This window comes from Mycolicibacterium sphagni (assembly GCF_002250655.1).
GTDB lineage: Bacteria > Actinomycetota > Actinomycetes > Mycobacteriales > Mycobacteriaceae > Mycobacterium > Mycobacterium sphagni.
This window is the reverse complement of record NZ_NOZR01000008.1, coordinates 162,628-175,081: the sequence shown is the minus strand read 5'-3', so window position 1 is coordinate 175,081 and position 12,454 is coordinate 162,628. Positions and strand designations below refer to the sequence as shown.

General features: G+C 64.3%; 11 protein-coding genes. 3 read left to right on the top strand and 8 right to left on the bottom strand.

Features of this window, described 5'->3' with window-relative positions; translation table 11 throughout:
- Nucleotides 1–29 precede the first annotated feature (29 nt).
- The 3 genes from CG716_RS11990 to CG716_RS11980 form a co-directional block, all read right to left on the bottom strand.
- Nucleotides 30–749: a GntR family transcriptional regulator gene (locus tag CG716_RS11990; RefSeq protein WP_094479715.1), complete on the bottom strand. Its 720-nt coding sequence runs from the start codon at nucleotides 747–749 to the stop codon at nucleotides 30–32.
- Nucleotides 750–862: 113 nt separating this feature from the next.
- Nucleotides 863–2,476: a benzoylformate decarboxylase gene (gene mdlC, locus CG716_RS11985; RefSeq protein ID WP_094479713.1), complete on the bottom strand. Its 1,614-nt coding sequence runs from the start codon at nucleotides 2,474–2,476 to the stop codon at nucleotides 863–865.
- A gap of 203 nt (nucleotides 2,477–2,679) precedes the next feature.
- Entirely contained in the window at nucleotides 2,680–3,483 is an 804-nt protein-coding gene (locus CG716_RS11980; RefSeq protein ID WP_094479864.1) for an alpha/beta hydrolase, read from the bottom strand.
- Between the two features lie 618 nt (nucleotides 3,484–4,101).
- Here CG716_RS11980 and CG716_RS11975 point away from each other — a divergent pair.
- From CG716_RS11975 to CG716_RS11960, 3 genes are all read left to right on the top strand, one after another.
- Nucleotides 4,102–5,088, top strand: coding sequence for a helix-turn-helix domain-containing protein (locus CG716_RS11975; protein ID WP_094479862.1), 987 nt, complete (start codon nucleotides 4,102–4,104; stop codon nucleotides 5,086–5,088).
- Between the two features lie 324 nt (nucleotides 5,089–5,412).
- Nucleotides 5,413–5,817 (top strand): DUF6841 family protein, encoded by a 405-nt coding sequence (locus CG716_RS11970; RefSeq protein ID WP_133066926.1) that lies wholly within the window; start codon nucleotides 5,413–5,415, stop codon nucleotides 5,815–5,817.
- Between the two features lie 321 nt (nucleotides 5,818–6,138).
- Nucleotides 6,139–6,954 carry an alpha/beta hydrolase gene (locus tag CG716_RS11960; RefSeq protein ID WP_094479707.1) on the top strand — a complete coding sequence of 272 codons (816 nt, stop codon included), beginning with the start codon at nucleotides 6,139–6,141 and terminating at the stop codon, nucleotides 6,952–6,954.
- 100 nt (nucleotides 6,955–7,054) lie between these two features.
- Here the strand turns inward: CG716_RS11960 and CG716_RS11955 are convergent, their stop codons facing one another.
- The 5 genes from CG716_RS11955 to CG716_RS11930 form a co-directional block, all read right to left on the bottom strand.
- Complete coding sequence (locus tag CG716_RS11955; RefSeq protein WP_094479705.1) at nucleotides 7,055–8,716, bottom strand: FAD-dependent monooxygenase; 1,662 nt, start codon at nucleotides 8,714–8,716, stop codon at nucleotides 7,055–7,057.
- Nucleotide 8,717: 1 nt separating this feature from the next.
- Nucleotides 8,718–9,362 carry an NAD(P)-dependent oxidoreductase gene (locus CG716_RS11950; RefSeq protein WP_165774118.1) on the bottom strand — a complete coding sequence of 215 codons (645 nt, stop codon included), beginning with the start codon at nucleotides 9,360–9,362 and terminating at the stop codon, nucleotides 8,718–8,720.
- A gap of 1,115 nt (nucleotides 9,363–10,477) precedes the next feature.
- Nucleotides 10,478–10,849, bottom strand: a complete 372-nt coding sequence (locus tag CG716_RS11940) for a SpoIIAA family protein (RefSeq protein WP_094479699.1) — start codon at nucleotides 10,847–10,849, stop codon at nucleotides 10,478–10,480.
- 26 nt (nucleotides 10,850–10,875) lie between these two features.
- Nucleotides 10,876–11,283, bottom strand: a complete 408-nt coding sequence (locus CG716_RS11935; protein WP_094479697.1) for a hypothetical protein — start codon at nucleotides 11,281–11,283, stop codon at nucleotides 10,876–10,878.
- 81 nt (nucleotides 11,284–11,364) lie between these two features.
- Nucleotides 11,365–12,333: a TerC family protein gene (locus tag CG716_RS11930; protein WP_094479695.1), complete on the bottom strand. Its 969-nt coding sequence runs from the start codon at nucleotides 12,331–12,333 to the stop codon at nucleotides 11,365–11,367.
- Between the last annotated feature and the right edge of the window lie 121 nt (nucleotides 12,334–12,454).

Sequence of the window (12,454 nt, the reverse complement as noted above, 5' to 3'; positions counted from 1 at the left end):
TTCCTTGGTGTTTCCGCCGAAATTCCCGGCTATTGCGTCGAAGATATATCCGCCGAAAGCAGCCCGGTGTCGGTGGGCAAGGTGGCGATCACCGAGTTGAGCCGCTGGGCGTGCAATTCGGCAACCGTGAGCAATTGCTCGACATCGTCGGCGAGAAACGCCTCGACCATGTGGCGGTGGTCGGCATGCAGCGCGGCCCGATGCGCCGGCGCGACGTGCACCATCGATTGCACGGGTTCGGTCACGTTCCATGCCGATTCGAGCATGTGCAGCAGACGGAACATCCGCGACGGGCGGGCGAGCGCGAGGTGGAAGTGTCTGCTCTGGCGGTGATACGTCAGCGGATCGTCGTTGTCGATCGCCTGCTGCAGAAGGTCATTGGCCGCCACGATGGCCGCCCGGTCGGCATCGGTTGCGTTGGCCACCGCCGAAGCCAGCGACGCCGCCTCCAGAGTCTCACGCACGATGTACATTTCGCGCAGTTCCTGGACGGTGAGCTGGGCGACGGTGTATCCCGAGTTGGACCGGTGCGCGACCAAGCCCTCCCCGATCAGGGTCTTCAACGATTCCCGCACCGGAATCTGGCTGACGCCGAAGAGGTCCGCCACCTCTGCCAAGGGAATCGGCGTGCCGGGCGGGGTTGCGCCGTCGAGGATTACCCGGCGAAGTTCGTCGAGGATGGCCTGCTGCGGGCTGCCCGGTTGCTGGACGACCAGCCGGTCAACCAGCACCGAACGTCGTCGCAGCATCCGGTCACGCTATTCGCGGTTTGTTTCAACGGTATTGCCGCTTTGACTAGCCCGCGTATCCGTCGCGGAATCCCTCTACCAGAACGTATTCCGACTGGTCGTCAGGGTTTAACTCAGCCCAGGTGCGTGGGCTGGGGTTTGGTCGGCACGACGATCACGGTGGGGCCGTCGACGTCGAGAGCTGCGGTGAACTCGCGTGCAAGTTCTTCGGCACTGTCCACGTTGGCCGTTCGGCAGCCGAAGCCCTTGGCGAGGGAACCGATGTCGAGGCCAGGTAGGTCAAGCCCCGGCACCCCGGGGGTCTTCTCCAAAACCGCGAAGGACTTGAGGATCGAGTATTCGCCGTTACGCATCACGACGAAGATGATCGGCAGTCGGTGCTGGGCGGCGGTCCAGATGGCCTGCACGGAGTATTGGAACGACCCGTCACCGATGGTGGCCACCACGGTGCGCTTGACCCCGCGGGCGCGGTCCCCCAGGGCGATGCCAACCGCGCCAGGCACTCCCCAGCCGATGCCGCCGCTGGCTGTGGCGAAGAACGACGCGGGGCGGGTGGTGGGCAGGAACCGCGTCTGTTGGGCTTGAGTAGACGTGGATTCGGTGACTAGCGGCGATTCGGCAGGTTTGACGGTGCGCAACGTCGCCCACACCGCGTCCGCCGACAGCGGCGCCGACCCGGTCAGGTCGACGTCACCGGTGAGCTTTTGCGCGGCCGGGACGTTCCGGCCACTGTGATCGTCGACCAGGTCCACCAGCTCCTCGAGGGTGAGCAACGCGTCCCCGATCAGACTGTCACCGACCGGCGCCGTCGCGGCCAGTCTCGGATCGGCGGTGATCTGCAGCAACTCGGTGCCCTCGGGCAGATACTCTCCTGCGACCCAGGGGTAGTAGCGGAAGACCTGAGCACCGAGCACCACCACCAAGTCGTAACCGCGCAGTGTCTCGCTGACACCGCCGACGGTCATCGGCAACTGCCCCTGGAACAGTCGATGATCCTCGGGGAACGACGCCCGATCCGGTAGCCCGGTGCTGTAGACCGCAGCCCCGACCTTCTCGGCGAACGTCACCCCAGCATCCCAGGCGCCGCTGCGATCCACCTCGGGGCCGAACACCAGCACCGGCCGCTGCGCGGCGTTGATGCGTTGGGCGAACCCCCGCAGCCGCGAGGGGTCCGGGCTGACCCGCTGACTGAACGTGCGGATCACCGCGGGACCCAAAGCCGGCTTCTCCCAATCGTCCAGTGGGATCGACAGGTACACCGGGCCGGCTGGGGGCTGCAGAGCGACGGTGTAGGCGCGCATGAACGCTGCGGGCACATCCTGCGCGCGCTTGGGTTCATAGGCCCACTTCACCCACGGCTGCGGCAGAAGAGTCTCGTCAGGGTTGCTCAAATATGGTTCGCACAGCACCATTTCGCGGGTCTGCTGACCGGCGGTGACGATCAGTGGCGTGTTGCCCTTGAACGCCGCCACCAGGCTGCCCATCGCGTTTCCGGTGCCCGCGGCGGTATGGACGTTGACCAGGGCGGGTTTGCCGGTCGACTGGGCGAAGCCGTCGGCCATGGCCACCACCGAGGCCTCCTGCAGCCCCAGCACATAGGTGAAATCGTCGGGAAAGTCCTTCAAGAACGTCTGCTCGGTGGAACCCGGGTTGCCGAACACCGTCGTCAGCCCGAGAGTACGGAGCAGATCGTAGGTGACCTCGTGGACGGATTTCTGGTCAGACATCGGTTTGCCCTTCCGTCGTGGATCGAGTGGCTGCGTGCTGCACCGTGCTAATCCCGGCGATCCCATCGTGCCGTTCGGTGGACGGGTTATCGCGACGCTAGTGCGCCCAGCGGGCCTGGATGCGCTCATGGGTGCACGGTTTGTGCGTTCTCGTGCACGAGTCGGCGGCTGCAGACGAACACCAAGGCCATCGGTCCGTCGGCTCAGAGCCCCTGGTGGCCGAGGAATTCCACGACGGTGTCAGCGATTTCACGCCATCCGTGGTCGATGGGCAGAGAATGGCCGCGTCGGTCGAAGATGGCGAGTTGGGTGACCCCGCTGTTGCGGCGTTGAATCTTGTAGGCCGAGTACACAGCCGCAGCAGGCACTGTGCGGTCGGTGCTGCCGGCGATCATCAGTAGGGGTCCACGTTCGCTACGGGTGTCCACAGTGGTGTCCCGATGGATTGCGAGGTTGGCCAGCATCGCCTGCCGCAGCGCCACAGCGGGTGCGGGGATGCTGAAGGCGTGAAAGAGCCGGTCCGATTCGGCTCGCGATAGAGCGCTGGCGACGTTGTGGTGGTAGCTCCCGGCGGTGTGCGTCCAAGTCTTGGTCCGAAGTGCGCGCTGGCCGCAAGACTTGACGGCGATACGGGTTTGGGCGAGCGACACCCGAAGGACCCCGGGGAACGGGGCGGGTTCCATGGCAACGGCGGCTCGGGCGAATCCTCGCCCGAGCAGGCGTTGTGCGATCAGCCCACCGACACAGTGCCCGACCACCACCGGCGTTGCGGGCAGGTCGGCGATGATGGCCTGGTAATGCTCGGCGATGGCGCCGATCCGGTAATCGTTCATCGCCTCTGGGTGGCGACGCGTCTCCAGCACAGTGGCGGCCTCACCGGGCCACCTCGGCGCAATCGCCGGGTAGCCGGCCGCGTCGAACAACTCAACCCAGTTCTCCCAGCCGCTGGAATGCATCCACAACCCGTGGATGAGCACCACCGGCGTGGGTGGCGCCTGAGCCGACATGCGCACCTCCCCCGCGGGTGACGCAAGCTCGGCCCCGATGGCATCGATCCGCTGCCGCTGCCGTGAACGTAAGCCAATCAATGCGTGGCGGTGTGCGCGGTAGTGCACGACATACGCCAACTTGCGCACAGAAGCCTGTGAGCGCATCGCTCAACCGTCCCCCGCTAGCCCTGCGGTTTTATATTGACGCTGAGAGGGTCCATGGTGACCGCCAGTGTTCATGGTTTTCAGCCGGCGCTTCCGCGACGCCTGCGGAATCACTCCCCGCGATTGGCGTCACCTGGCCGGGCGCAACGACCACACCACAGAGAGTGGGTGGTGCTGCCCAGCAGCATGTCCCGTCTGTGCGTCGCGCTCACGTAGGGACATGGCATGAAGACACCATCTGGCGCCAGATTGGGTGAAGTCCGCCCGGCACCGAAGGAATGGTTGGCATAAAGTCGCCCAGTACCGGACGGTGGGGCGATGTCGCCCCGATGGCCCATGTCTGTCAACTAGTGCACAGAACGCTGTGGACCGACGGCGGCCCGCGCGCGTGGTCCGGGTTCTGGATTTAGGGTGTGACGTCAGAGGTCGATGATCGTCGGCGCAGTCTGTGGCGGCTACGACAGGATGCACATGGCGGTAGTGCTTGACACCGATGAGCTGCCCGAGGCCGATCGCGCCGACGCGGTGATGTCCGCGATGAACGAATCCTTCGTGGCAACCTACGTCCCCCCCGAAAACCCCGCAGCGACCGTCTCGGCCCGCATGGAAGTGTGGGACTTTGGCTCCACCAGCATCTTCCGATCGGCGATGTCGGGGCAACGCCTCATACGCACCGCCAAACGCACGCGGAGCCACCCGTCGTCTACATTGTCCCTGGCCGTGCAGCAGATCGGTGAGTCGGTGTTCGATCAGGCTGGGGAGCAGCGGATCCTCGACACAGGGTCGCTTCTCGTGCACGATGACAACTCGCCGTATGAGTACAGCTGGACAGGTCTCGGCGCCTGCACATGCTTGTTCGTTCGCCTTGACGACCTGGGACTCCCTGCCGATCTGATCCGCGACGCCGGTACCCGCCTGCGCGCCAGCCCGATCTACAACTTGATGGTGGACCACGTCCTCGGGATGACCCGCAACGCCGATGCACTGAGCGCAGACCCCGCGGCCGCTGCGCTGGGGGTTGTCAGCATCGAGCTTGCCCGGGCGTTGGTGGCATCGGCCGCCCACGACACCCGCCACCGCCGCGACGCCATGGCCGCTACCCTGCTCACACAGATCCGCGCCTACGTCGGAAAGCACCTTGCGAACCCCGGTCTTACGCCAGCCATCATCGCTGCGGCGCATCATATCTCGGTCCGCCACCTCTACAAGCTGTGCGCCGGCGCTGACTTCAGTCTGCATGACTGGATCACCACCCAGCGGCTGGAAGGAGCTCGCAACGAACTCGCCGGCCTGGAGAGCCGACACCGCTCCATAGCTATGGTCGCCCAACGCTGGGGGTTCTCCAACCCGACGCACTTCAGCCGCCGCTTCCGCGACGCCTACGGAATCACCCCGCGCGACTGGCGCCGGCTGGCCGGCCGCGACGATGTCGCAGAGGACTCCTCGTCCAAGGCCTGAGCACACTGGTGTCATGCTTGCGCACAATCCGCCCGACCTAGATTCGTCGACCGCTACCCGGAAGTAAAACGGCTGCGCAAGAACACAATCCGGAACTGGTAAATAGTCTCGACACCTTCACCACCGCCAACGGGCACACAGACCTTAAGGCCCGACCGAGCCCTGAGCGAGTCCGTTCTAGGCCGTGCACGGATCGGATGAAAGCGTGCACAAACGATCGGATCCCGGCGCCATCGCCGATCTAGCGTGTGGGACGGACCCGGCTTTGCACAGTTGTGACTGGCCGCGACGGTGAATGAAACGAAGCGACCAGGAGTGGACCTGATGAGCCAAGACGACGATGCCCAAGAGATCACGGCCCGCTACCGCGCGTATTGCGACGCCTGCCAAAGCGCCCAATTGGACAAGGTGCCGTCCTTCTGGGGGCTTCCAGCCCTGTTCGTCGTCGACACCGGAGCATCCGAGATCATCAACACCGTCCTGAACACACCGGATGAGCTGATCGCCTTGTACAGCAAAGAATTCGGCGCATCAACTGGCGTGGACCGAACCGTCATCGATAGCAGCGAGGTGGTGTTCTACGGGGAGCGGCTCGCAACGATCAAGACGTCATTGCGTCACTTGGCCGGCAACACATTGCACGACACCCAGGACGCCATCTACGGCTGCCGCAAGTTCGACGGGGAGTGGCGCTTCGTCTCTCATCTCAGCGTCGAAGTCACGCAGTGAGGCCAGATCCACTTGCGGCTCATCTACGGCGGCATGGGCGTAGTCACCACCACCGGGGCCGACACCATCGGCGCCGACCGAGGTGCAGACGACTGCCGATGCGCTGGGCAGGCACGACCGGGTGATCAGGGTCGTCGGTGACAACGCCCAAGAGTCCACCGCCGGGCAACTGGTAGCCGCCGCCCAAGATCAATTCGGCCGCCTCGATGGGGCGTTGATCAGCGTGGGCGGTTCTTCTAACTCGCGGCTGCGGAGCACCTTGATGGGCAGTTGCAGGCAAGTATTTCGACTCCAAAACCATGCAGTGGAAGGGAACAAGAAATGAGCACTTCATCCGTCAAGGCCAACCCCGTGATCTTCATCCACGGCCTGTGGATCCACTCCAGCGCGTGGCAGCCCTGGATGGAGCTCTTTACCGAGCGCGGTTACACAGCCTCGGCGCCCGGCTGGCCCGGCGACAGTGAAACGGTCGCCACGACAAGGGAAAACGCCGATGACCTCAACGATGTGGGCATCGCGCAGATCGTTGACCACTATGCCGAATTGATAGGGGCGGGAAAACACGAGGTCAAACCGATCATCGTTGGTCACTCGTTCGGCGGCCTGATCGCCCAAGAATTGCTCGCGAATGGACATGCTGTCGCCGCCGTCGCGATCGACCCAGCGCCCATCAAGGGAGTCACGGCACTCCCCCTGGTGCAACTGCGCTCAGCGTTTCCCGTCCTGGGCAACCCCGCAAACCGACACCGCACCGTGGCGTTGAGCGCCAAGCAATTTCAGTACGCGTTCGGCAACACCCTCAGCGAGGACGAGTCCAACGAACTGCACGACCGCTGGACCATTCCAGGGCCCGGGCGCCCCCTGTTCGAAGACGCCACCGCCAACTTCTCCAAGCACTCACCAGCCAAGGTCGACACCCACCTGGTAGACCGAGGACCATTGCTGTTGACGTCTGGCACCGAGGATCACACCGTGCCGCTGAAGGTCACCAAAGAGGTGTATGCCCTGTATGCCAAGGGCAAGTCCGACACCGACTTTCACGAGTTCGAGGGCCGCGGCCATTCCCTGACAATCGACAACGGATGGCGAGACGTCGCCGAGGTCACGTTAGACTGGCTCGCCAGTAAGGGATTCTGAACGAACACAAGCGATAGCCGATACATCCGCTCGCGAGCGCGACACCGGCGGCGACTCCTTGGGGAGAGACGTACTGCAGGAGTTACCGCCTGGCCGCGCGTCAACTGCCGACGAAATGCCGTTTCACGTAGTCCATCAAGTCTGACTCGTCAGTGGCGGGACCGACGAACGCGAGGTAGCCGTCGGGCCTGACGAGATACAGACCAGCTGATCGTGCGCCGTAGGTTGCGTGCGTCCCCACTTGAGGATCGCGCAACACGATCACGTCCTGGCACACAACGTCAGACATTCCTTCGGCGACGACGAGCAGTGCACGAAGCAATCCTCGACTACGCGATTGTGTTCGCCGTGCCAGGTCGGCCAATGCGTTCGCATCGCCACATCCACTGTGCCCCTGGAAGATCAACAGCCGGAACTCGGTAGACTGGAAATAATTGAACAACGAGGTCGGATGCCCAGACTGATCGAGGACGACGCCATCAGGCGCGCGGTCACCAGCCTGAGGGCCGGTCCCGGCGCGATCATGCTGCTCGGAGAGCACCGACGACCGATAGTTGACACCCAGTTGCGAGCCGCGCTGCAACGCGGCGTCGAGGACTCGCTCACGTAGCGAAGCGTGGCTCAGCAGTGGGAACGCCAGATGGTTCATCAGAAACTCCGCGACCGGATTGTGCGACATCACCAGTCGCTGATTGATGTCGGTTTCCTTCAGCACCTGACGTGCGACGGGAAGTCGTTCGGCTTCGTAGGTGTCGAGCAATCCCTCGGGTGCCCCGCGTTGGATCACCATCGCCAGCTTCCACGCGAGGTTGTAGCTGTCCTGCATGCCGGTGTTGAGTCCTTGCCCACCCACCGGACTGTGAATATGAGCCGCGTCGCCCGCAATCAACACGTGGCCCTTCCGGTAGTGCTCGACCATCCGGTGATGGACGCGGAAGTTGGACAGCCACAACGGTTCGCCGATTTCGATGCTGGTGTCGTGGCCCCGGTCGGCGAGTAGACGTTGGAAGACCTCGACCGATGCCTGCGGCACCTGGTCGGCCGCATCGGTGTCGACTGCGGCCAACAGCCTCCAGACCCCGGGTTCACGAAACGGGATGGCGGCGAGCAGGCCCTCGTCGTTCAGCCATAGCATCGCCAGCCCATCGGGAAGATCCCCGCGCAGATGGACATCGGCCAGGATCAGGTTCTGCGGGTACTGCGCGCCCTCGAAGGCCAGGTCGAGCCGCTTGCGCACCACGCTGTGCGGCCCATCGCAACCCACCAGCCAGCGAGCTGTGATGTGTTCCAACGAGTTCGCCTGCGGACCGGCCACATCGGCGACGACACCGTCTGCGGTCTCGTCGAAGCCGAGTAGCTCACGGCCGCATTCGACGCCGCCGCCGAGTGCGGTGAGTTTCGCGCGCAGCACAGCCTCGATCACTGCTTGATTGACGATGGCGACGCGAGGAAAGGGCTGATCGGCTCGTGCGGACGGCACCGCCATCTCCAGCCGAGCGACCTCGGCCCCGTGGCGCATCACCAGGACTCCGCGGACGGGGTTGGCCCCCGCCAGTACCTGCTCGGCCACACCGAGCGAGTCCAGCACCTCAATCGAACGCGGCTGTAAGCCGTTGGCGCGGGACGTGTTCGGGAATTCGGTGAGCTTGTCGACGAGCCTGCAGGCGATCTGACGTCGGCGCAGTTCACAGGCCATCATGAGCCCGACCGGACCTGCACCGACGATGAGTACGTCGGTATTGCTGGAAGTGGGAGCACCCATGCTAAGTCCCTTTTCCTGGTCCGATGATCGCGATGCCACGGTGGTGAAGGGGATCGTGGACCTCCGCGAGCATGAAGTCGGCGACGTCGGCGCGGCTGATCCTGGGCATGCCGTGCAGTGTCAGGGCTTCGCCGTGGCGGTAGATACCCGTTCGGGGGCCGTCGGTGAGCGACGGCGGATACACAATGGTCCAGTCGAGATCGCTGGCCACCAGAAAGTCTTCAGCCCGGGCCTTATCGGTCCCGATGGCTCGCCCGACCGTTCGGAACGCCAACCGGAACGACCGCGGTGCGTGATCGGCGCTGCGCCCGACGCCGAGCGCGGACAGCAAGACGACCCGGTTCACCCCCTGCGCCGACATCGCCGGAATCAGAGCGTCGATGGTGGCACGCATCAAATCAGTCGACAGAATCGAGCGTGTTGCCTTCGGCCCCAGCGCGCACAGCACCGCGTCGACGCCGTCAAGTGCTGCAGTCAGGGCCACTTGGTCAGTGGCATCGCCGGCAATCCACTGCAGTCGTGGATTCGTCGCTGCCCCAGCGCTCGGATGCCGGGTCAGGGCCGCGACCGTGTCATCCCGCGCGAGGGCCTGGGCGATGAGTTGGGCGCCGGTTCGTCCCGTCGCACCCAGCACGAGCAGCTTCATCGCTGCTGCGGCAACGTCGCAGCTTCTGGATCTGCTCGACGACCGGGTGGTTGTCGCGCCGGACGCGGCCGACAGTCGAAGTAGTTGCCGCCTCGGTCCGATATCTTTGGCATGAATGTCGCCTATCTCGTTGCCATGCAACGGAATTCTGGGTCTTGATCCGTCGCCCATGGCGGCATCGACCGAGCTGCGTCCCGCACGGTGGACATCGTGACAATCCAATCTCTCGCGCCAAGTCCTCCCGGGATCATTGAGCGACGCTAGCGCGACGGGCCACCCACCGGTCCGTTCGTTGGTGCACATTTCTTGCGTTCTAGTGCACGAGTGCGCGGCCCGTAATCGCGTGCGGCTCCACCACCCACTAGCCCCCGTCCAGCGCTATGGAAAAGTCATCCGGCTACCGGGTCTTCGTGTCGCATCTCAGTGTCGAGGTCACCCCCGGTGTGTGCAACGCCGGACCGTTCGGCCCACGTCATCGAGCGACGCTGCCAGATCGCTACCGGGCTCGTCTCACGCAGCACAGCTGTGGGTTTGATTGGTGCGAAGAAAATCGAGGCCGAGGTCTGCTCCACGGCCGGTTTCCGGCCCGAACTGCCTATTGGGGGCGAAGACCTGGCGACATTACGCGCCCCGGATGATGCGCATTGCGAGAGCCATGATTCGTCATCCCTCCCAATTCGATTCACGTTGGTTACGTTCGCCGGGACCCGTCTCCAATCCCGCCAGAATACGAAGTGACGTCAGTGGACCCGCATCGCGCAGCCCCGCCCATTCCCCACTCGCACCCGCCGCCGCACGAAGAAGTCGCGATACTCCTCAGGAATCACCACTGCACATTAGTTCGCCGTAAACCTGTCTGCACGAGCGCCGACGTTGCGCGCGCTCCCTCCACGCACACCGAGGAATCCGGGCTGTGGCGGGCCAACAAGTTCAATGTCTCTGGCGCCCAGAGATATTCGGCGCATCGGTAGCGAACGACACGGTGTCACCGAGAAGGGTGTCATTCGCCGACGAGGCTCCGCGGTACCCTTTGCCCCGTCTTGTCTCGTCGGACCTCGGACGGGTCTGACGAATCGGTGGCCACAGGGTGGTGGCGAGTTCGTCGGAGCGGGTAGCTAGCCAGCCGCCCACTGTTTGGCGCGTTCGAGATCGGCAAGACCGAACACCTCGAGCTCGCCTGGCACCAACCACCCCACCAGGTGAATGGTGTGCACCACCCACTCCTTGTCGCTGACCACCGCGACGCGCTTGAAGTCGGCGTGCCGGCTGAACAGGGCCCCCAGGCCCAGCTTGAGGTCTTCGACCAGCCCGCCAGGACCGAAGCCCTCGTAATCGGAATCGATGACCTCCACGATCCTGATGTCCTCGCCGGCCTTCAGCAGGTCGGCCATCGCGGGCTTGAATGCCTTCAGGTCGTCGCCGCTCACCCGACCCGACACCTTGATGCCGGTCACCCCTGCTGGCACGTCCGCAAGTACTTCGATCATCTGCCCCAGCGTAGGCGCGGGGGAGCTCAGGCGGCCGAGATCCGCAATCGATCCTGGATGCGGCTCAGCGCGGCGTGCGCCCACCGATGCTGGTCGTCGTCACCGACCGGGATCAGGGTGACGCCGTCGGCCACCCCGGCGACGAAGAGGTCGGCGACCAGGCCGGCGAGCCCGTCGACCGTTCCGGCATAGCGCACGCCCGCGTCGCCCTCGTGCTCGGAGATCACCGCCAGCGCGGTGCGCGGGTCGTCGGCGACCGACACCGCGAGATCGAGGACGACGGCGACGTCAGCGGGCAGCCTGCGGCGGCGCCGTGCGGCCTCCTGCAGATCGGGGGCACTCAACCGCACCACCGGGCGCTCGCCCTCGGTCAATTCCGTCAACTCCGTCCAGGCACCGTCGGTCTCGGCGATGAACACCCGCAACTCCGGCATGTCCGCCACGCTAAGGCCACGGGCGAACACCGGCAACGGTTGCAGTCACGCGGACCCGAATCCCGATGAAAGTCCGGTTGCTCAGCGTTTGTCGATCACTTTGGTCTTGATCAGGCTGGCAACCATCGTCAGGAACAACGTCAACACGATGACGGCCAGGCTCAGCAGCGTCGGAATCTGCGGGACGCTGACGTGCTCACCGCCGTTGATGAACGCCAGCTCGTTCTCGTGCAGCGCATGCAGAACCAGCTTGACGCCGATGAAGAACAGAATGAAAGCCAGCCCCTGCGACAGGTAGACCAGCCGGTTGAGCAGATCTCCGAGCAGGAAGTACAACTGGCGCAAGCCCATCAGCGCGAACAGGTTGGCCGTGAACACGATGTAGGGCTCGCGAGTCAGGCCGTAGATCGCCGGGATGGAATCCAGCGCGAACAACAGGTCGGTGGTGCCCAGCGCAACGATGACCAGAAACACCGGGGTCATCAGCCGCCTGCCGCCCTCTTTGAGGTAGAGCTTCAGGCCATCCCAGTTGTCGGTGGTCTTGAAGTGCTTCCTGGCCAGCCGCACCACAACGTTCTCGGCTTCGTCGTCGTGCCCAGTGTTGCGAGCCAGCCTGACGGAGGTGTACACCAGGAACGCGCCGAAGATGTAGAAGATCCACGAAAACTGCTGGATGGCAACGGCGCCCAGCGCGATGAAGATGCCCCGGAAGATCAGGGCCAGCACGATGCCGACGAGCAGCGCCTGCTGTTGATAGACCTTCGGCACTTTGAAGCTGGCCATGATGATGATGAAGATGAACAGGTTGTCCACCGACAGGCTGTATTCGGTGAGCCAGCCGGCGTAGAACTCCAGGCCGAACTGCGCGCCGTGGAAGTTCCACACCCACAGGCCGAACGCGATGGCCAGGCCGACGTAGAACGACAGATAGATCGCGCACTCGCGCATCGTGGGTTCGTGCGGGCGGCGGGCGATGAAGATGATGTCGAACAGCAGAACGGCCACCGTCACGCCGATGGTGACCAACCACTCGAGCGCTGAAACATTCATGGGAGACCTCCGGGCGTCAAGAAACGTCCGAGGTCTCTTCCACCGCCGAAGCGGCCCGCGGTACCGGACGGCCAGCGTTGGCCGCCGTGGTGACGACACCGCGACGAAGGAATACTCCCCT